General features: G+C 47.1%; 20 protein-coding genes. 13 read left to right on the top strand and 7 right to left on the bottom strand.

Annotated elements, in window-relative coordinates; translation table 11 throughout:
- The first annotated feature begins 107 nt into the window (after positions 1–107).
- The 6 genes from maeA (at position 108) to AWU77_RS15680 (ending at position 6,379) form a co-directional block, all read left to right on the top strand.
- Positions 108–1,007, top strand: coding sequence for an oxaloacetate-decarboxylating malate dehydrogenase (gene maeA, locus AWU77_RS15655; protein WP_238582502.1), 900 nt, complete (start codon positions 108–110; stop codon positions 1,005–1,007).
- 434 nt (positions 1,008–1,441) lie between these two features.
- Positions 1,442–1,804: an MmcQ/YjbR family DNA-binding protein gene (locus tag AWU77_RS15660; RefSeq protein WP_062065307.1), complete on the top strand. Its 363-nt coding sequence runs from the start codon at positions 1,442–1,444 to the stop codon at positions 1,802–1,804.
- A gap of 58 nt (positions 1,805–1,862) precedes the next feature.
- Positions 1,863–2,465, top strand: coding sequence for a helix-turn-helix domain-containing protein (locus tag AWU77_RS15665; protein ID WP_062065310.1), 603 nt, complete (start codon positions 1,863–1,865; stop codon positions 2,463–2,465).
- Between the two features lie 121 nt (positions 2,466–2,586).
- Positions 2,587–4,737: a fatty acid oxidation complex subunit alpha FadB gene (gene fadB, locus AWU77_RS15670; protein ID WP_062065313.1), complete on the top strand. Its 2,151-nt coding sequence runs from the start codon at positions 2,587–2,589 to the stop codon at positions 4,735–4,737.
- Between the two features lie 12 nt (positions 4,738–4,749).
- Positions 4,750–5,928 (top strand): acetyl-CoA C-acyltransferase FadA, encoded by a 1,179-nt coding sequence (gene fadA / locus AWU77_RS15675; protein ID WP_062065316.1) that lies wholly within the window; start codon positions 4,750–4,752, stop codon positions 5,926–5,928.
- 184 nt (positions 5,929–6,112) lie between these two features.
- Positions 6,113–6,379, top strand: a complete 267-nt coding sequence (locus AWU77_RS15680; protein ID WP_062065319.1) for a hypothetical protein — start codon at positions 6,113–6,115, stop codon at positions 6,377–6,379.
- Between the two features lie 96 nt (positions 6,380–6,475).
- On the opposite strand, the gene AWU77_RS15685 is transcribed toward AWU77_RS15680, so the two are convergent.
- From AWU77_RS15685 to AWU77_RS15695, 3 genes are all read right to left on the bottom strand, one after another.
- On the bottom strand, positions 6,476–6,883 hold the full coding sequence (locus tag AWU77_RS15685) for a cell division inhibitor SulA (protein ID WP_062065322.1): 408 nt from the start codon (positions 6,881–6,883) through the stop codon (positions 6,476–6,478).
- A complete protein-coding gene (lexA, locus tag AWU77_RS15690; RefSeq protein ID WP_062065325.1) occupies positions 6,876–7,478 on the bottom strand; it encodes a transcriptional repressor LexA in 603 nt (200 codons plus the stop codon). The genes AWU77_RS15685 and lexA overlap by 8 nt, the downstream gene beginning before the upstream one ends.
- A gap of 85 nt (positions 7,479–7,563) precedes the next feature.
- Positions 7,564–7,926 (bottom strand): DUF2845 domain-containing protein, encoded by a 363-nt coding sequence (locus tag AWU77_RS15695; RefSeq protein WP_062065327.1) that lies wholly within the window; start codon positions 7,924–7,926, stop codon positions 7,564–7,566.
- 227 nt (positions 7,927–8,153) lie between these two features.
- Here AWU77_RS15695 and fliS (AWU77_RS15700) point away from each other — a divergent pair, with 227 nt between their 5' ends.
- From fliS (AWU77_RS15700) to AWU77_RS15715, 4 genes are all read left to right on the top strand, one after another.
- Complete coding sequence (gene fliS, locus AWU77_RS15700) at positions 8,154–8,540, top strand: flagellar export chaperone FliS (RefSeq protein ID WP_062065330.1); 387 nt, start codon at positions 8,154–8,156, stop codon at positions 8,538–8,540.
- A gap of 13 nt (positions 8,541–8,553) precedes the next feature.
- Positions 8,554–8,832 (top strand): hypothetical protein, encoded by a 279-nt coding sequence (locus tag AWU77_RS15705; protein ID WP_238582478.1) that lies wholly within the window; start codon positions 8,554–8,556, stop codon positions 8,830–8,832.
- 158 nt (positions 8,833–8,990) lie between these two features.
- A complete protein-coding gene (fliS, locus tag AWU77_RS15710) occupies positions 8,991–9,398 on the top strand; it encodes a flagellar export chaperone FliS (protein WP_084618488.1) in 408 nt (135 codons plus the stop codon).
- Between the two features lie 293 nt (positions 9,399–9,691).
- Entirely contained in the window at positions 9,692–11,152 is a 1,461-nt protein-coding gene (locus AWU77_RS15715; protein ID WP_062065333.1) for a sigma-54 dependent transcriptional regulator, read from the top strand.
- A 73-nt stretch (positions 11,153–11,225) separates the two neighbouring features.
- Here AWU77_RS15715 and bioA read toward each other — a convergent pair whose 3' ends face one another.
- From bioA to AWU77_RS15730, 3 genes are all read right to left on the bottom strand, one after another.
- Entirely contained in the window at positions 11,226–12,530 is a 1,305-nt protein-coding gene (bioA, locus tag AWU77_RS15720; RefSeq protein ID WP_062065336.1) for an adenosylmethionine--8-amino-7-oxononanoate transaminase, read from the bottom strand.
- Between the two features lie 101 nt (positions 12,531–12,631).
- Positions 12,632–14,203 (bottom strand): PAS domain-containing methyl-accepting chemotaxis protein, encoded by a 1,572-nt coding sequence (locus AWU77_RS15725; protein WP_062065339.1) that lies wholly within the window; start codon positions 14,201–14,203, stop codon positions 12,632–12,634.
- A gap of 149 nt (positions 14,204–14,352) precedes the next feature.
- Positions 14,353–15,153 carry a flagellar brake protein gene (locus AWU77_RS15730; protein ID WP_084618489.1) on the bottom strand — a complete coding sequence of 267 codons (801 nt, stop codon included), beginning with the start codon at positions 15,151–15,153 and terminating at the stop codon, positions 14,353–14,355.
- 289 nt (positions 15,154–15,442) lie between these two features.
- On the opposite strand from AWU77_RS15730, the gene ttcA reads away from it, so the two are divergent.
- On the top strand, positions 15,443–16,348 hold the full coding sequence (gene ttcA, locus AWU77_RS15735) for a tRNA 2-thiocytidine(32) synthetase TtcA (protein ID WP_062065343.1): 906 nt from the start codon (positions 15,443–15,445) through the stop codon (positions 16,346–16,348).
- A gap of 70 nt (positions 16,349–16,418) precedes the next feature.
- Here ttcA and AWU77_RS15740 read toward each other — a convergent pair whose 3' ends face one another.
- Positions 16,419–17,039, bottom strand: a complete 621-nt coding sequence (locus tag AWU77_RS15740) for a hypothetical protein (RefSeq protein ID WP_152625378.1) — start codon at positions 17,037–17,039, stop codon at positions 16,419–16,421.
- Positions 17,040–17,145: 106 nt separating this feature from the next.
- Here AWU77_RS15740 and ald point away from each other — a divergent pair, with 106 nt between their 5' ends.
- Positions 17,146–18,264: an alanine dehydrogenase gene (ald, locus tag AWU77_RS15745; protein ID WP_062065349.1), complete on the top strand. Its 1,119-nt coding sequence runs from the start codon at positions 17,146–17,148 to the stop codon at positions 18,262–18,264.
- 146 nt (positions 18,265–18,410) lie between these two features.
- On the top strand, positions 18,411–20,861 hold the full coding sequence (locus AWU77_RS15750) for a bifunctional diguanylate cyclase/phosphodiesterase (RefSeq protein WP_062065352.1): 2,451 nt from the start codon (positions 18,411–18,413) through the stop codon (positions 20,859–20,861).
- Positions 20,862–20,875 lie beyond the last annotated feature (14 nt).

A 20,875-nucleotide genomic window follows, 5' to 3' on the forward strand; every position in this document is an offset into this window, starting at 1 on the left:
ACCTGCATTAATCGAAAGAGCAGGAGTAGGAAGCCACTACCTAAACTCGGCGCGCCAGTCTTCGACTCTACCGTTATCGTGACCAGCTCTGCTGTTTTAACGATGATATTCAGGGGACTGCGGCTGTTGCTGTCGGAACTTTGATGGCTGCGTGCAAAGCTAAGGGTGAGCTGCTCAAAGACCAACGAATTGTGTTTGCTGGCGCTGGTTCTGCTGGGTGTGGCATTGCCGATCAAATCATTAAACAAATGAAAGCAGAAGGCGCTAGTGATGCAGAGGCGCGCAGCAGAGTTTTTTTGATCAGTCGCGATGGTTTACTGCAAAGAGCGATGCCGGGGCTGTTCGATTTTCAGCTTCCGTTTTGCACTCCCGATGAGGTGGTCAATAACTGGGTGTTGACTCATAAAAGGGGGGATGGGTGCATCAATTTATTAGATGCAGTTAGCAATGCTCATCCTACTGTATTGATTGGTGTGTCAGGTCAAGCGGGTTTATTTACCAAAGCGGTGGTTGAGGCAATGCAAGTTCACTGCGAGCGCCCCTTGATACTGCCGCTTTCCAACCCTACCTCACAGGTAGAGGCTCAGCCGGTTGATATACTGCGTTGGACGTCTGGGAAGGCAATGGTTGCAACTGGCAGCCCCTTTCAGCCAGTCGACATGGGGGGGCAGCGATTTGAAATTGCTCAATGTAATAACAGCTACATCTTTCCCGGCATTGGTTTGGGGGTTATCACAGCGAAGGCCGCACGTGTGACCGATAATATGATGATGGCAGCAAGTAAGGCATTAGCCGAGTCTTCACCTATTGTCCAAACTGGGAGCGGGGCTTTACTGCCCCCCTTGGAGAGCATTCGGGAGGTGAGTAAAGTGATAGCCAAAACTGTCATACTTCAAGCAATTGCCGATGGTGTTGCGTTGCCCATTCCGCTGGAGTTAATTGAGGAAAAGATTGAAAAGAATTTTTGGTATCCAGAGTATCGAGAGTATAGGCGTACGTCTTTTTAGGTGTTTTTTAACGATATACAAATAATATATATGCAATTACTCACTAAGCTCATATATGCTAGTCTTCAGTTGAGAGTGTAAGAAATTACGACACATCTTCCAAATCTTAACAATTGTGTGAATTTGGTGGTATTTGTTAAACGGGCGGGATGAGAAGTGGTCGCATTGACCATAAAATAGCCGCCAAAATAAAATTAGATGAATTCTGCGCCATTCTTGCTATCGTTTCTCGTGCAGGTGATGCAGAATAAGCATTAGGTGAGGGAGCAGGCCGATCATGTTGGTGACAAACACAATTTGTATTTGGTGCCTATACTTGAGAGGTATTGCATGTAGGAGCTTGCAGTGACAAAAGATTATTAATGTAAGTGTTCGACCTTAACCCTATTTATAGCTTTTTAATCGACCCGAGTTGTTCGATAAAGGACTAAAACATGGATTTTCTTTCCGCACAGAAATACCTTTTAACTAAACATCAAGCCAAAGAAATGTTTCCTTCTGGCCCTGATATGGCGGTTTACAAAGTTTGCCATAAGATGTTCTCGACTCTCACCGCAGAGGGGGGAGTGCCACGTATTAGCCTGAAGTGCGATCCTGATCTTGCATTGCAGCTGCGAGAGCAATATCCGGCTGTTCGCCCTGGCTTTCAAATGAACAAAAAACACTGGAATACCATTATTTTGGATGGCACTGTTCCTAGTGATCAGATTCAGCGCATGATTGATCATTCTTATCAGTTGATTGTGGATAATCTGCCAACAGCTGAGCGAGATCAATTGCTCGCCTCCAAAAAGTAAGTTCCGCTTCTGGCACTGGGTACTTAACCCAGTGCTTTTCTTTGTTTGGGTACCAAGCATGTCGAATGATGCAACTGGTATAGAAACTTCCCTTAATATTACTATTATCTCCAGTGAATCGGCTGACACTGCCTCTTCTACCTCTGTTCTTTTGGATACGGCGGCGCGAATTAAACTGATTCGCGAGGCTTTTGGTTTTTCTCAGCGTGAATTGGCCAAGCGCGCAGGTGTGACTAATAGCAGTATTTCAATGATTGAACAGGGGCAGGTAAGCCCAAGTATCCAATCGCTTAGTCGCATACTTGCCGTATTTCCGATTAGTCTGGCCGACTTTTTTAATTTTCAACTCCCTGTTGATCGCCAAGCAAATAATGTTGTCACATCATTGAATGGCCACGATTCAAAAGTGCAGCAACGGCAGTTGGACGCTCGAATTGAGTGTCTGTCGGCAGGGCAGTTCACCGCGTTTAGTACCGCCGCAGTAGATAGTTGTGGTGTGTTATTGAGTGGGTGTTTGCAATTGACCTTGCTAAGCGGAGGGCAGATGCTAGGCCAGGGCGATAGTTTTTATGTCCCTGCCAGTCAACCGTATCGCTTAATCAACCTTTCCTCATATGATGCGAGTCTATTTCGTTGTTCGCTTTTTGTGCACCAAAGGTGATGTGCGTAATTTTTTGTGCGTTAAAGCCCAGCAGTTTGCACTCCTATAAGGCAACTCTACGCCAGCCTGCTACACTCAAAACCATGTTTCCCTCCTCGTTCCTTACTAGAAAGAGAGATTTATTATGTTTCAAGGAAAAGCCTTAAAGGTGTCATTACTACCTGATGGTATTGCTGAGTTAACCTTTGATTTACAAGGTGAATCGGTAAACAAGTTCAGTTTGCTTGTTGTTTCTGAGCTTCAGCAAGTACTCGATTTACTCGAAAATGGAAAAAATATTCAAGGATTGTTGATCAAAAGTGCAAAGGATGTGTTTATTGTAGGCGCCGATATTATGGAGTTCGGAGCAGTATTTGCCTCTGGCCCTGAACAAATTACTGGCCATTTGGCGACTAATAATCGCAACTTTTGTCGCCTTGAGGATTTGCCATTTCCCACTGTTGTGGCGATTAATGGTTTCGCATTGGGCGGTGGTTTGGAGTTTTGTTTGTCATGCGATTACCGCATCGCCAGCACGGCTGCCAAAGTCGGGTTGCCCGAGACTAAATTAGGCATTATTCCTGGTTGGGGCGGCACTGTACGCTTACCGCGAGTGGCCGGCCTTGATACAGCAGTTGAATGGATTGCTGCGGGGAAAGAAAATGATGCAGAAGCTGCATTAACCGCGCGTGTTGTTGATGCGGTTGTTGAACCAGAAAAACTACATGATGCGGCACTGCATTGTTTGCAGCAGTGTATAAATGGCAAGTTCGATTACCAAGCTCGCCGCGCGCAGAAAAAAGCCCCGTTAAAATTAAACTTTATCGAATCCATGATGGCCTTTGAGACCTCAAAAGCGTTTGTGGGTGGGCAGGCTGGGCGCAATTATCCAGCGCCTGTTTCTGCGATTAAAGCGATGCAAAAAGCGGCCGATAAAGGGCGCGATGAAGCGCTGCAAATCGAAGCGGAAAACTTTTCCAAAATGGCACTTACTCCAGTTGCTCAATCCCTAGTGGGTATTTTTATCAACGAGCAAGTGCTGAGCAAAAAAGCCAAGGGTTGGGAGAAAAAAGCCGATAAAAAAATTGCACGCGGAGCGGTACTTGGCGCTGGGATTATGGGTGGCGGTATTGCCTATCAATCCGCGCTAAAAGGTGTGCCGATTAAAATGAAAGACATCGCCCAGCAAGGCATTGATCTGGGTTTGTCCGAGGCCAATAAATTATTAAGCAAACGTGTTGAGCGCAAAAAATTAACCGCAACTGAAATGGGCAACGTACTGAATCGTATTGAGCCTGCACTGACTTACGATGGCTTTGACCAAATTGATATCGTGGTTGAGGCGGTTGTTGAAAATCCAAAAGTGAAAAAAGCGGTATTGGCTGAGGTGGAAGCCAAAGTCAGCAGCGATACAGTGCTCGCCTCTAATACCTCGACTATTTCGATCACTTATCTTGCCGAAGGTTTGGCGCGGCCAGAGAATTTCTGCGGCATGCACTTTTTTAACCCCGTCCATATGATGCCTTTGGTGGAGGTAATTCGCGGTGAAAAGACATCGGACAACGCTATCGCTCGCACCGTAGCTTATGCCAATGCCATGGGTAAAAAACCTATCGTCGTAAAAGATTGCCCCGGCTTTTTAGTCAACCGCGTGCTGTTCCCTTATTTGGCTGGTTTTGCGATGTTGCTGCGCGATGGTGTTGATTTTCAGCGTATCGATAAATTGATGGAAACCTGGGGCTGGCCAATGGGTCCTGCGTATTTATTAGATGTGGTGGGGATAGATACCGCAGTCCACGCCGAAAAAGTGATGGCCAATGGTTTCCCCGATCGTATGCAGCGTGACTTTACCTCGTGCACCGATGCGCTTTTTGCTGCTGGTCGCCTCGGTCAGAAAAACGAGAAGGGCTTTTACAATTACGTGTTGGATAAAAAAGGTAAGCCAGCGAAAGTGGCGGCTGCTGAAGTGGCCGATATTCTTAAGCCATGTATTCAAGGTGCTATTGAAATCAGCGATGAAGATATTGTCGCGCGCATGATGATTCCAATGGCCACCGAATTAACACGCTGTCTCGATGAATGCATAGTAGAAACGGCTGCAGAAGCGGATATGGCATTGGTCTATGGCACTGGCTTCCCTCCGTTCCGCGGTGGCGTTTTCCGCTGGATTGATTTTATCGGCGCGCAAACTTTCTGTGATATGGCCGCAAAATTTGCCGCCTTGGGTGCTCTTTATGACGCACCAGAAAGCCTCAAAGCCAAAGCGGCTAACAACCAAAAATTTTACGGCTAAGGAGTCATTCTAATGAGCTTACAACCACGCGACGCCGTCATTGTTGACTTTGCCCGCAGTGCCATGGGGCGCTCTAAAAACGGTTGCTTTCGTCATATGCGTGCCGATGATATTTCGGCTGCGATTATCAAAGGTTTGCTGGCGCGTAATCCGGCACTTGACCCCAATACTATCGATGACCTGTTGTGGGGCTGCGTTATGCAGCGCGAAGAGCAGGCATTTAACATCGCGCGCAATATTTTATTGCTGGCGGGTTTGCCGCACACCATTCCTGCGCAAACGATTAATCGCCTGTGCGGCTCCTCTATGTCGGCGCTGCATACTGCAACCGTCAATATTCGTGCAGGGCAAGGCGATGTGTACCTGATTGGTGGTGTTGAGCATATGGGGCATTTACCCATGTATGAATCGGTCAGTATCAATCCCTTATTGGGTTTATCTGTCGCCAAAGCGGCGGGCAACATGGGAATGACCGCTGAGTATCTCGCGCTCTTGCACGGCATCAATCGCCAGCAAATGGATGAGTTCGGTGCGCGCTCCCATCAACTGGCTGCTCATGCACGTGAAACGGGTAAGTTTAGCCACGAAATTATTGCGGTTGATGGTCATAACAGCGATGGTTTTTTAATCTCCGTCGATCAGGACGAAACTATTCGACCAGAAACAACGGTAGAAGCCTTGTCTAAATTGTCACCTGTGTTTGACCCCAAAAATGGGCAGGTCACTGCGGGTACCTCATCGCAATTAAGTGATGGTGCTTCGGTGATGTTGGTGATGTCGGCAGAGCGTGCGAAATCATTGGGCTTAAAACCTATCGCCAAAGTGGTTTCACTGGGGCTTGCGGGTGTTGATCCGTCGATCATGGGTTATGGCCCTGTGCCATCAACTGAAAAGGCGTTGAAGGCGGCCAATTTAACTATCGACGATATAGATGCTGTTGAACTGAATGAGGCGTTTGCTGCTCAAGCATTGCCGGTGCTGAAGGATCTTAAATTGCTTGAGGTGATGAATGATAAGGTCAATTTACACGGCGGCGCTATTGCACTGGGGCATCCATTTGGTTGCTCGGGAACTCGTATCACCGGTTCTTTATTGACAGTGATGCAAGATCGCGATTTAAATTTGGGTGTATCCACTATGTGCATAGGCTTGGGGCAGGGGATTACCACGGTGTTAGAGCGCCTGAATTAATCAGCCGGATCAAACCTGCAGTGCCAATAAGGGGTCAACATACGTTGGCCCTTTATTTTTGATGAAGGCCAACGGTTCTGCCCTTGTCTATAGCTGTTTCCCCCCGGTAGTCTGTCAAATAGGCTTTGAGGTAATTGGGTGTTAGAATGCGCCCCCATTTTAAGTTGAGGCAGCCGAGGTAGTCATGTCGTCTTTTTATGAAATTGTTGAATTGCTGAATGGTGATGTGGCTTTGGCGCGTGCTGATGATGAGAAGAATGAGCCTCTGGTGACAATTCGTTTTTCAGAAGAATCTCTGGCTTTTTTGGGGGAAGAAAAATTTTTAGTTGCCAAAGCAATGATTGAAGCAGGGATGGAAGCTGCAGGCGATATAGCTGATGAACAGGCGGAAGCTATGTTAGATGATGTAGTTGAAGAGTTAAGTGATACCGAAAAATTAATGCTGCATTAACTTCTGCTATACAGGCTGAGGCTGCCTCCCTGCGATACTTCATTTATTCGAAGTACAATCCCATCATTAACGGTGCTTAATTAACGCGCGATTAACTTAGCGCACTCTGAGCAGTAATCCCTGACACTCACCGATCTTGGCTGCCATCTCAAGTTGGGCAAGCTCTTTATCTGCTAACTTACCCGGGCTTGATATCACTGTGTGGCTGTTGCCTGCCGAGAGCGCTTCCCACGTAATCCATAAGAGTGTTTGCGGGTTTTGGCAGTGAATAACTCGAATATAGCGCGTATTAACACCATAAGATTCCAGTAATTCACGGCTGATATTGTGGGGCGCGATCCAGGTAATCCAGCGATCGTTGCATGCATTGCTAAGAAAGGCAATCATTGGCAGTAGTAGTGCAACCTGTTCAGGGGAGTCACTGGTTAATACCAGCTCGGTGACGCCGCTCGCGGGTTGCTGCCGAGTAGTAGTGGTGGGGATGACGTGGGCGATGTTAGTCACGGCGAATTACTCCTACACTGAGGCCTTCAATACTGAACTCCTGGTCGCGCATATCAACCAAGATGACATCAAATTCGGGATTTTCTGGCCACAATTCAACTTCTGCCTTGTTGCCTGAGCGTTTGAAGCGCTTAACGGTAACTTCTTCGCCTATGCGGGCAACCACGATTTGGCCGTTGCGAACCTGATCAGTTTTATGAACCGCGAGCAAGTCGCCATCGAGAATGCCGGCATCCTTCATACTCATGCCGTGAACGCGCAGGAAAAAATCTGCACTGGGTGAGAAAAAGCTCTGGGGGATATTGCAATAATCTTCTATATGCTCTTGTGCAAGAATCGGATTGCCTGCTGCAACGCGCCCAATAATGGGTATGCCTGCTTGTATTTCTGGCAATTTTATTCCGCGCGAGGCGCCAGGGATGATTTCGATCGCACCTTTGCGCGCCAGGGCCTTAATGTGTTCTTCGGCTGCATTGGCTGACTTAAAGCCGAGAATTCGTGCGATCTCGGCGCGCGTGGGCGGATAACCTGTTTCATCTGCGTATTGACGAATAAGTTGCAGTACCTGTTCTTGGCGCGGTGTTAAGTCAGACATGATGCACTCCCGTATCTGTTTATTTGTACAGTGGTTGTGATTATATACAGTAAATCGGGTTGTGCAATAGTTTTTCAATGTGCTCTTATTTCACCCTGTCGCCATAGCGAATACTCTGCAGCTGACCCCGAGCAAAATACAGGTGCGTGATGAATTTGCCTTTGCCGGGGTTGTAGGTCCAGATATCTATATTTTCACATGTCGCTATAGCGATATTGTTTTGTACATTGTTATCGCCATTTTGTATTCCCTGAGCTTGAGTAGTGGTTGCGATTGGTTGGCAGAAGCTGTCGGTCATTATGGGGTTGCCGCACTTGTCGAGGACTTCGGCTTTAGTGTCACCGAGGTGAGTGAGCTTCGTTTTACAGCGTAAAGACTCGGCGACACAAGTGCTGGAGATACCTGCAAGAATCGTTGCATACAACAGTGAAACAAAATGGTTGTTCATGAATATCTCCTTTGCGATGGTTACATTTACTTTAGTTGTTGTGGCTGAATCCGAAATGAATTTATCACGTGGCTTGCATAGTAATCTCGCAAGTTGCGGCATAGTCTTTTTACATTTTTCTCGGTTTCAGGTTAAAGGTTTTGCGATTGGTGCCGTTAGCTTATAGGGTTGGGGTTGTTTGGTCGCTCCGGCCAGCAAAGCAAAATTCAAACACTCTGTGGTGATATATGAATTCTTATTCTGCCGTTCAAAATTATGCCAGCGTCAAAGTACATTCCAGTGTTGAAACAGCATCTCCTCACCGTTTAATACAAATGTTGTTTGAAGGCGCGTTAGAGCGCATCGCCCAGGCTAAAGGTGCCATGGCACAAAATCAGATTGCCCGTAAAGGTGAGTTAATTGGCAAGGCAGTGGCCATAGTGGGCGGGTTACAGGGTAGCTTGAATGACAAAGAGGGTGGCGCTCTTGCCGCTAATCTTGACGGTTTATACGACTATGTCATTCGCCGCCTTAGTCAGGCGAATTATGAAAACAATCCGGAGTATCTGGATGAGTGCGGTCGTTTGCTGGGCGAGATAAAAACCGCCTGGGATGCGATTGGAAGTCACGTGTAAAGAGGGGTTTATTATGGCGATTCAGTTGGTGTCTGCTCCTGAATACCGTGGCGAAGCTGGCATTATGGCTATGCGTCATCTGCAGCGAGAATTAACCACCGCATTACAGCAGGAGGATTGGGAAAAGGTTCGGCATTTGGATCGCATTTGCATATTGTTGATCGATAAGGTGATCGCAGCAAATCGCGATGACAAGTCTACATTGGTATGTGCGTTAGGGGAGTTGAAAGGTGTTTATGCTGGCCTGATAGCCCAATGTCAGCGTGAAGTGACGCTTCTTCATGCGACCTAAGTAGGCTGGTATGGATGTGCCCTTGCTTAAAATTGTGAAATAAGTGTTAAAAGCACTAGTTCATAAGGTTTTTAAAACAACTCTCTTATAGCAAAACTCGCAAAAGCCTCTTAGCCCTGCTAGCCTTAAGATACATAACTGCTCGCAGGGGATAGTCCGTGTCTAACTACAAACCACAAGAAGCGCTGAAACAATATCGTCAGTTGGGTATTGAATCAGAAATTAACAATGCTTCGCCACATCGTTTAATTCAATTGCTATTTGAAGGTGCACTTGGGCGTTTGGCGGCAGCTCAAGGAGCTATTGAGCGCGGAGATCTTGCGGCAAAAGGCGAGTTGTTGGGTAAGGCCATCAGCATTATTGGCGGCTTGCGTAGCTCGTTGGATATGGATGCTGGAGAGTTATCTGAGCGACTTGATCAGCTTTATGAGTACATTAACCTTAAGTTGTTGGAAGCATCCAAGTTGAATGATGTCGAAAAAGTTAATGAAGCGATTCAATTATTAAAGACAATTAAATCCGGATGGGATGAAATTGCGCCGCAAGTTGCATCGCCCCAGCCATAAAACTATTCATCATAAAACAACAAATCGTAGAAACAATTTGTGTGGTTTTCGTGTAATTACTCAATATCTACCGTTAACTGTTTTTTAGTTGTTGCGAAGCTGAAAAGGCGTAAATTTGGCGAATAATTATTCTGGTTGATTAAATGCTGTTAAAACGCCAAAAACATTTCGCCATAAGTTTGACTAAGATCAGTGTCTCGTCTATTACTTACTCCAAGTAGCCGTTTCTTTGCCTTGACTGATATTTTATCTGTCGTCGGGGTGTTGGTATGAAATGAAAAAGGTCTTGGGGTATGTGGCGCAACAATAAAGTTCTTGTTATAGACGATAATCAGTCACGCAGACACGATTTAAAAATTTTGCTGGATTTCCTTAGCGAAACCACACGCACAACCGCCAGCAATACTTGGCAGGCTGCTGTTGCCGAGGAAAATAACGGCGAAGACTATGTTGCGATCTTGATTGGTGATTATCGTGACAGCAATCAATCTCTTGCGCAGCTGCTTAAAGAAATCCGCTCTTGGAATGATGAGTTGGCAGTTGTCTTGGTTGGCGATGAAAATCAAAATGCCGATGAGGGATTGGATGATCTCTATCGCTTTATGGTTATTGCTACTCTTTCTCTCCCTCCTACCTATAACAAGCTGGTTGATACACTGCATCGCGCCCAGTTGTATCGCGAAGCGCAATCTACGAGTAAGCGACAGCCTCAGCGGCGCCCCGTGCATTTGTTTCGCAGTCTGGTAGGTACCAGTCGCGAAATTCAAAACGTGCGTGAAATGATGGCGCAGGTTGCTGATAAAGATGTTTCAGTGTTGATTACTGGTGAGTCGGGTACGGGTAAAGAAGTAGTTGCGCGTAACCTGCATTATAACTCGCCACGTCGCGACAAGCCTTTTGTTCCCGTTAACTGCGGTGCAATTCCAGCGGAGTTACTCGAAAGTGAATTGTTTGGTCATGAAAAAGGGGCATTTACTGGTGCGATTAATTCGCGCGCTGGCCGTTTTGAAATGGCAGAGGGCGGCACCTTATTTCTAGATGAAATTGGCGATATGCCGCTTAATATGCAAGTTAAAATTTTGCGCGTATTGCAAGAGCGTTGCTTCGAGCGTGTTGGTAGCAACAAAACCCAGCCGGTAGATGTTAGGGTAATTGCTGCAACCCATCGTAATCTTGAGCAGATGATTGCGGATAATACTTTCCGTGAGGATTTGTTCTATCGTTTGAACGTATTTCCTATCGAGCTGCCATCACTAAAAGACCGGTCTGAAGATATTCCATTATTGATGAACGAGTTAGTGTCGCGCATGGAAAGCGAGCAGCGTGGTTCTATTCGTTTTAATTCGGCAGCAATTATGTCGCTCTGCCAGCATGAATGGAGCGGTAATGTGCGCGAGCTTGCTAACCTGGTTGAGCGCATGGCAATCATGCATCCGTTTGGTGTAATTGGTGTGCAAGATTTACCGGCAAAGTATCGTCATGTGGATGTAACCGATGAAGATTTCGTGCACGCGCCAGCAAATGCAAATGGTACTGCAGTATCAGGTAGTACCAGTTATGTGAATATGAACGACACTCCGCTTTTGCCCGAACAAGGTATTGACTTACGTGAGTACATTACCAATTTAGAGATGAGTTTAATTCAGCAAGCGTTGAATGATTGTGGTGGTGTTGTTGCTCGAGCAGCAGATAAGCTTTGCGTGCGCCGCACCACCCTGGTAGAAAAAATGCGCAAGTATGAAATGCAGCGGTAGCGATAGTATCTTGCTTGCCTAATGCTAAAGAGGTGGGTTGAATCGGGGAGTTGGCTCCCCTTGACCCTCGCGGCTACTTTGTGAGTGTTGCGACTACTTTCAATATTGATGATGTTAATTTGCTCAATTCATCTTTGCTGATGATGAAGGGCGGCATTAAATAAATAACATTGCCAAATGGGCGGATCCACACTCCCAACTCGATAAACAGCGGCATTAACTTGCTCGTATCCACCGCGTTTTCTAATTCGACCACCCCGATAGCACCCAGCACGCGCACATCGCGCACGTATGAGAAATCTTTGCATGGTGCCAATTCATCGCGCATTTGTTGCGCGATGTTTGCAACTGTTGTCTGCCAATCGGAGTTGAGCAGCAGATCAATGCTGGCATTGGCCACAGCACAGGCAAGCGGGTTGGCCATATAGGTCGGCCCATGCATAAAAATGCCACTCTCACCACTGCAGATGCCGTTGCTCACCTTGTCGTTGCAGAGTGTTGCTGCCAGGGTGATGTAACCTGCGGTCAGTGCTTTGCCTATACATAAAATATCCGGGCTGATACCGGCGTGCTCACAGGCAAATAGTTTTCCAGTGCGGCCAAAGCCGGTGGCGATTTCGTCGACGATTAAAAGAATTTCATTTTTATTGCAGAGCTCGCGTACACGCCGTAAATAATCCGGTGAATAAAAACGCATTCCTCCAGCACCCTGAACAATCGGTTCAAGAATGACTGCCGCAATCTTTTGGCGATGTTGTTGGATGAGCTGTGCAAAATTCGCAATATGGGATTCTTGAAACGTCTCATCAAAACTGCAAGGTGGCGCTTCTGCAAATAAATGATGAGAAAGCGAGCGGTGAAAGAGATGGTGCATACCTGAGTGTGGATCGCAAACTGACATGGCACCAAAAGTGTCGCCATGATAACCGCGCTTTAATGTTAGAAACATGGTGCGCTGAGCCTGACCTTGAGAGTGCCAATATTGAATTGCCATCTTAAGTGCAACTTCAACTGCAACAGAGCCGGAATCAGAAAAGAAAACTTTATTTAATCCATCGGGAGTTATTTTGGCAAGTGTGCTGGCGAGTTTTACGGCAGGCTCATGGGTAATTCCAGCAAACATTACATGAGCCATTTTGCCAACTTGATCAATCACTGCTTGATTTAATACCGGATGATTGTAGCCGTGCAGTGTGCTCCACCAAGAAGACATGCCGTCAACCAAAACGCGGCCGTCTGCCAGATGTAATTCTGCCCCTTGTGCGTGGCTTACTGCTGCAACAGTACCGGGTTGGGTAAATGATGTGTAAGGGTGCCATACGTGAGCACGATCTAGGCGCAGTAAATCTTGGTTGGCAATTTCTTGGCTGTATATCATGAGAGTTCCACATCATCCGCAGAAAATAATTAGTTGCTTGCGCAAAGCTTAACGAAATTTTTTGTAAAAAGCTGAATCAATTGCGTTAATTCACGGCGGCATTAATTAAATCTGAGAATCAAATCCAGTTGTTTGTGCGATAGTTTATCCATCTCGCTGTTGAGGTTATCTGCAATACTAATTTCTTGTTGTGTTTCATTGGAGATATGGGCAATTGTTTGTGTATTGCGTTCAATTTCCAATGCCATCGATGATTGTTCTTCTGCTGCTGTCGCTATTTGATGGGACATTTGGTTGATGGTATTTACAGATTGTGAAATGGAATCGAGCGCGGTACGCACGTTGCTCATTTCATGCACGCTGCGATCAGCAAGATTCAAGCAGTTCTTCATATTGAGCCCAGCATCCTCTGTGGCCTTGCTCAGATTGCCAATAATTTGCTGGATATCGCCTGTCGACTCTTGTGTTCTCTGCGCGAGTGAGCGCACCTCATCAGCTACTACTGCAAAACCGCGCCCTTGCTCGCCGGCGCGAGCTGCCTCAATCGCGGCGTTGAGCGCAAGCAAATTAGTTTGTTCTGCAATCCCGCGAATCACATCGACTACATTGGCGATTTTGCTGCTATCTTCGCTGAGTTTATTTAATACGCCGCCGAGATCACCCACTGTTTGTGACAGGTCGTCTATGGCATGGCGTGCGCCTTCAATTACTTGATTGCCTTTCTCTACTTCGTCAATGGCTGCACCGGTGGCGATGGATGTCTGGCTCGCGCCACTGGCAACTTCTTGTACTGCCAGCGCCATTTGTTGCATGGCAGTGGCAACCCCGGCAGTCTCTTGTTGTTGCGCGGTCATGCCTTCATAGGTTTTGCGCGCGTGGTGATGAGCGGCCCCAGCTTTTTGTTGCAGCTCTCTTGCTGATTCGCCAAAGCGCCCGAGCGCTGTACGCAGGCGCGATTTCATTGCGTGTTGTGCTAGTTCAATTTCCCCCATTGCATCACAGCGGCCCGTGTATATATAGGCGGCGAAAGGGTCGTTAATTGTGGCGTGAGCTTCTTCTAGTGCTTGTGCCATGTGTTTTTGCTGTAACACCTGCGCTGCGCCGCCAGTTATCAGTGCAATAATTGTTGCGGCAAGTAGGCTGCTGATTGAGAGTGAGGCAAATAAGTTGGCGGTCAGAAGTAATAAGATCCAGCTGCACAGGGCGACTAATACGCTGCTGCCGAACTGGCTCCAAAATTTTTCCACCGCGGAGTAGGCGGGCTTGCCTTGGTTTAAACGCGCGTAAACTAACTCAGCACGCCGAACCACATCGGGATCAGCCTTAGCGCGTACGGACTCATAACCATATACTTGGCCATTTTGACGCAGAGGAGTGACATAGGCATCTACCCAGTAATGATCGCCATTTTTGCAGCGATTTTTAACTATTCCCATCCAGGGTTTGCCTGCTTTTAATGCTGTCCAAAGCATGGCAAATGCGGCTGGTGGCATTTGCGGGTGGCGCAAAATATTGTGCGGTTGATTGAGTAGTTCTTCATGACTAAAACCGGAGATACGACAAAACGTCTCATTGGCAAATTCTATGTCTCCGCGAAGATTAGACGAGGATACAATTTCGTCGTTAGTGGAAAGATGTATTTCCTTGCCGGTGATGTGACCATTATTACGCATGAATACTTTCCTGAAATGTCATCAATAACTTGATCTTCCGCACTGATTTTTTATCACGGTGTAAAAACTGAAGCAGGGATCATGTGCTTTGGTGGTTAAATCCTAGTTCAAAATAGAAGAATCTCTAGTTTCCTCAGGGTTGCTTGTCCTCAGGCGGCGTAGCTGTTGATGGTTTCTGGGGCGCAGAGTCCACTATGGCTGAGTTGCGATTCGCGCAGAAATCGGGCGAGCGCAACGCGCGTCTCTTCCTCCATATCGATAAACTCAACACTGATTTGGGTATGGCGATAAGGGCTGCGACCTATACGAAACGCACAGATACGCGCGCGGCAACGAATTTGTAGCTCATCGCTAATATCCACCTCGCACATTGGCAATAGAGCGCCATGGCGCAGGTAGGGCAGCATATTGCCCGCTACTATCAAGCGTAGTCCGCCGGTAGAAATGTCCTGCAATGTGCCGTAACTGGGCTCCTGCCCAAGGGTGCGAATTTTGACCGAAAGTGGGGATTGATGGCCGACGATAAAACGCGGTGCGTTGCGCCTGGGCATGTAATAAACAAACTCAGGCAGGGCGATGGCAAACCCTATTGCGTCATAGGTAGAGCCCATGGCAACTATAGGGGCGCGAACGACCAGTTGCTCGCCATTGCGATGGTGGCGCAGGGTAATTTCATCGCCTGCGTCTAGTAATAGTTGTTGGGGGAAAAGGTCATCCAACCAGAGTAGGCCGCGTTCGACATCAATCGCCAGAATCATGCTCTGATAAACACGGCTGGTGCCGGTAATTTTTATCTCCAGTAATTGCCGCTGTGCGTGTAACTCTGCCAGTGGGAGATACCGCTCAGGGATGTTATTTGCGGACGATACGTCCTCTTGCCCAGCGGCTGGTGCTTTGGTTGGTGCAGATGAGCGAGCACCTTTTCTAAACAGTTTGTCGAAAAACGACATGACTACCTCCTCACGGCAATAATTCTCCCCTGGTACTGCTTTGGGTGGGGGCTTGATAGGGGTAAGAGCAAGCCCTATGCCAGATGCTGGAGGTGCCAGTCTGTATAGGGTATCCAGACAATAGTTGTAGCGATTTCAGTTGTTTAGCCGGTAATAACCAGAGTATAGACCGGCAAAATCTTGCCGTGATTTGGGGGATTCGTTTCAACTTGCGCGCAAAATCCGTACAATGCGCCGCTCGCCGACCCAGTCGCCGTTTGAGCTACCTTCCCGTATGAGTTTTGAGTCCATGAAAGAGTTACACGAACGCAAAGATCGCCTTGAATTTAACAAGCTGCAAAAGCGCTTGCGCCGCCTGACGGGCACAGCCATTGTCGATTACAACATGATCGAAGATGGCGACAAGGTGATGGTGTGTTTGTCGGGTGGTAAGGACTCTTACACCATGCTCGATATATTAATGAGCTTGCAAAAGACCGCGCCGATTTCGTTTGAATTGGTTGCAGTGAATATGGATCAGAAGCAGCCCGGTTTTCCAGAACATATTTTGCCGCAGTATTTGGAGCAGGTCGGCGTGCCTTACCATATCATCGAGCGTGATACTTACAGCATCGTCAAAGAAGTGATTCCGGAAGGCAAAACTACTTGTGGTTTATGCTCCCGGCTGCGTCGCGGTACGTTGTATGGTTTTGCGGAGGAAATCGGTGCAACCAAAATTGCGCTTGGTCATCATCGCGACGATATTATCGAAACCTTATTTTTGAATATGTTCTTCGGCGGTAAATTAAAAGCCATGCCGCCCAAACTCTTGGCCGATGATAAACGCAATATAGTGATTCGTCCGTTGAGTTACTGCGCCGAGGAAGATATTGCCCATTTTGCTGAGCTAAAAGGCTTCCCGATTATTCCGTGTAATCTCTGCGGTTCACAAGAAAACCTGCAGCGTCAGGTTGTTAAAGACATGTTGCAGCAGTGGGAGCGTCAATTTCCCGGCCGCACCGAAACCATTTTCTCGGCTATCCGTAATACCCAGCCATCGCAATTGGCCGATTTAAATTTATTCGATTTTGTGAACCTTAAAACCAATAAAGATGCGCCAGCAGGTGACGATGAGGCAGATGCTTGCGGCATAGTGTCGCCGATAAATCGCAGCGACAGTGCGGTTCAGTATGTGGATGTATTGGATATCCACTAACTGATAATCCATCTGCCAAAAACAACAAAGGCTGCACATTGCAGCCTTTGTTGTTTCTAATGTTCCTAGCTCATGCCACCAGTTTTTTCGAGTTATCCATTACCAGTGTGCGATAGGTTTGCATAAAGTCATCCAGATTGCGGAGGCAGCCTGTTCCGTTATCGAAGTGGTTGGCCCAGAGTTGGGCAAGGGTGGATATATCGACGGGTTTATTGGTGTCTATCGCGCTGCGGCGGTAAATCATCCACGCCATACCGGTGCTGTAAGTTAAATTGCTGATCAATTCAGCGTGGGGATTTTTAAGAAATTGTTGCTGGCTGGCCAAACCGCGCTGTTGCGAAGCTAAATCGGGAAACTGCACTAAATAGGTATCCCACAATTCCTGATGTTTTTCGGCGGTGATGCGATAAAGCCCCAAGCCTTTGGTTTGCGCGCAATAACAATGCAACCCCAAAAGTGATTCTTGTGCTGCGGTGCCGAGCAGCAGGTTCTCGGCAATCTCTGAATGCTCCCCTAAACCGTGTAAATAAGGTTTGATAATCAACTCGCGTAAATCACTGACATCGATACCCATAACTACCTCGGTGGCCTCATTTTTGTCACAGCAGTGCCCCAAATTGTCAGCATTAATGGTTAATAGCTGACTTGTGCACGATTTCTGATCCAAATTGAGCGTCAAAAAACTGTTCATAATCTGTGCAGCATAAGTTGCGCCAACTTGCTGCAAGCTGAATGAGTTTGTTTGAGTCCTTTGGCTATACTCAGTTGGGTAGTAATTGATGACAGGAAAATCGTTTATGCGTATCGGTATCCCAAGAGAGATAAAAGCAGGTGAGAATCGGGTTGCTTTAAAACCGGCAGGCGCGGCTGAATTACATCGGCGTGGCCACAGTGTTTATGTGATGAGTGGTGCGGGGCAGGCGGCGGGTTTTAGCGATGCCTGCTATCAACAAGCGGGAGCACATCTGCTGAATTCTTTAGCCGAGGTTTATGTCAGTGCGGATTTGATAGTTAAAGTCAAAGAGCCGCAACTTGAAGAATATGCATTATTGAATGATCGCCATCTGTTGTTCACCTATTTGCATCTGGCCGCCAATCGCACTTTAACCGAGGCTTTACTGGCGTCTGGTGCGACCTGTATTGCTTACGAAACTCTGGTGGATGGGCAGGGGCGTTTACCCTTGCTTACACCTATGTCGGAAATTGCCGGGCGTATGGCGGTGCAGGCGGGAGCACATCATCTGGAGATGGCGCAGGGCGGCAAGGGGGTGTTGTTAGGCGGTATTCCCGGAGTTGCACCGGCCAAAGTATTGATATTGGGGGGTGGTGTAGTGGGCGCAAATGCGGCTGCTATGGCGGTTGGTTTGGGTGCTCAGGTGCACATAATGGATAAATCCTTGGCGCGTTTGCGGCAGTTGGATGAGCAATGGCGCGGCCGTGTGATCTGTGAATATGCAACCCAAGAGCGTATTGATTTGTTAGCACTGCAGTCGGATTTGATTATTGGCAGCGTACTGAACGCAGGTGCCAGCGCGCCTAAATTGTTGAGTCGGGGTCTGATCGCACAGATGGAAAACGGCAGTGTTCTAGTCGATGTTGCAATCGATCAAGGCGGGTGTTTTGCAACATCCAAACCGACCACACATCAACATCCAACCTATATCGAAGAAGGTGTGGTGCATTATTGTGTGGCGAATATCCCGAGTGCGGTGGGGCGTACAGCAACATTAGGGCTGACTAATGCAACCTTGCCCTACATTATTCGCTTGGCTGAAAAGGGTTTTGTGGCACTGCAATCAGATGCTGGCCTGCTTGCGGGCTTGAATATTTACCGTGGGCAGCTTACTCAAGCGGGGGTTGCGGAGTCATTTTCCCTGCCTTGTAGCGACGCTGCATTGTTGCTGCCAAAAAGGTAATTTTCCTATAGAAAATAACACTATAGATTTAGGTGACAGGGATAATCTTGTTCTATACTCAGGCCAGGTTGAGCGTAAATTGCCAGCGTAAGGCAAGCACTATCCCACCCATATAACTGATAAAGTCCTCCGGAAACCTTAGGTCAATGAGAGATAAAGCGCCTTCCTTTTTTAATGGCATCTCTTTCCAGCTTGCCAAAATTGGCATCATTCTGGCGTTTGTTTTGAGCTTCTTATTAAGTTCAGTACAGCTGTATCTCGATTTTCTAAATCAGGAAAAAGAGCTCAAAACACTCATCGACCGCGTAATTCAAGTTGCCACCCCTCCTGCTGTACGCTCGGTATCAACTTTGGATGATGAGCTTTCCTACGAAGTGGTTAACGGCTTGTTGCGCTATGGATTTATTTATGAAGTTGTAATTTACGATGACACCGGCAATGTGCTCGCGCAAGGCAGCAGTACGCGCCCAGAGGTAAAAACTCGCTGGCTCACTAACAAAATCACTGAAAATACTCGCGAATATACTGCGAATCTATTGTTGCCCGGTTACACCGATGGTACATCTGGCAGTATTCGCTTTTCGGTGGATATGGACCTGGCCTTGGAGGGCTTTTATAACCGCTCACAAACTGCGTTGATGACTGGTTTGCTGCGCAATATGTTTTTAGTGCTGCTGCTGTTTGTGGTTTTTTATTACACCCTGACTAAACCGTTAGTGCGGCTATCGCGTGAAATTAATAGTATTAATCCCGATCATCCCGGCGTTAATCGCCTCACGCAATTACCAGCACAGCGCAAAGATGAGCTGGCGCAATTAATCGCCAGTTCTAATCAATTATTGGATGTGGTTGAGCTTTCCCTCGCCAAGCGTCGCGCAGTTGAATTGGCTCTGCGTAAAAGTGAAGAGCATTTACGTCAAATTATCGATCACTTACCGGTAATGATCGGCGCGCGCAATATCGCTGGTTATTATTTATTTGCTAACAAAGCGCTCGCTAATGAACTGGGTTATACCCCTGAACAAATGCGCAACTTGCATGTTCGCCAGCTACTTAAAGATTCAGTGTTCGATATAGACACCATGCTGCAAAACGATTACCGGGTCATTCGTGGCAATGAAGAGTTGGATGTAATTGAAGAACGTTTTGTGACATCAACTGGGAAACAACTATTTTTGCAAACGCACATTATGCCGCTCGCATTTTACGATGAGCGAGTTGCATTAATAGTGTCAGTTGATATCACCGAGCGAAAAAATGCACAGGCCAAAATGGAATTTATGGCGCACCACGATGCCCTTACCGGCTTGCCCAATCGTTTGCAATTAGTCGAGCGCCTTGAGCATGAGTTGCGCCGTGCAGAACGGCATGGGTATTTTGGGGCGGTGTTGTTTATCGATCTCGACCAATTTAAAACCATTAACGATTCCCTTGGACATCCAGTTGGCGATCGGGTCTTGGAGGTAGTTGCAAACAGATTATTACAATCAGTGCGAGAGGAAGATCTGGTTGCGCGCTTGAGTGGCGATGAGTTTGTCGTTGTGCTCACGGTGTTAGATCAGAACATCGAAACCGCAGCCTTACGTGCAGGTGAAATCAGCGAAAAAATTCGCGCCATCATTTCCCAGCCCTATATGTATGACAACATGGAACTGCGCGTAACTTGTAGTGTGGGTGTAGTGGTGTACCCCGATAAAAATAACTCTGTGCATGAATTATTGCGCTACGCCGATACAGCTATGTATCAGGTAAAAGAAAAGGGCCGCGATTCAATTGAGTTTTTTAATGAAGAGATGGCGGACAAAGTGAGCCGTCAATTGACCATGGAAGGCGATTTGCATCGCGCACTGGAAGAGTCGCAATTTGAATTGTATTACCAACCTAAAATTGATATCCCCAGTGGGCGAGTGGTGGGTGCGGAGGCGCTCTTGCGTTGGAATCACCCAGCAAAAGGTATGGTTTCACCGGTTGATTTTATTCCAGTGTTAGAAACTTCAGGAATGATCATCGATGTTGGTCAATGGGTGTTGGATGCTGCTTGCAAAACGCTGGTGAAATGGGATCGAGCAGGGTTATGGAAGCAAGGCATGACCATGAGTATTAATATCAGCCCGCGTCAATTTCGCCGTGCGGCATTTGTTGATGATGTATTGGCAACTCTGGAAAAATACCCAATTCCAACCGCATCTTTGGACATGGAAATTACCGAAGGCATTGTTATTCAGCGTGTTGATGATGCTATTGTGACTATGACAACCCTGAGTGAACGTGGCATCAGTTTCTCGCTCGACGACTTTGGTACGGGCTACTCTTCAATTAGTTATCTCAAACGTTTGCCGGTAAGCACATTAAAAATTGATAAGGGCTTTGTGCGCGATATTATCGAAGACCGAAACGATCGTGTATTGGTCGAAACTATTATTACTATGGGGCGCTTACTGGATATGAAATTAGTTGCAGAGGGTGTAGAAGAGGCTGAACAATTGGCGATTCTGAAATCGTTCGGCTGTGACTATTATCAGGGCTACTTATCAAGCCAGGCTGTGCCGGTCGCTGAGTTTGAAGTTATATTGCAGCGAGACCTTGCTAGCGAATAAAAGTGAATGTGTTT

This window comes from Cellvibrio sp. OA-2007, from assembly GCF_000953825.1.
In the GTDB taxonomy this organism is placed as follows: Bacteria; Pseudomonadota; Gammaproteobacteria; order Pseudomonadales; family Cellvibrionaceae; genus Cellvibrio.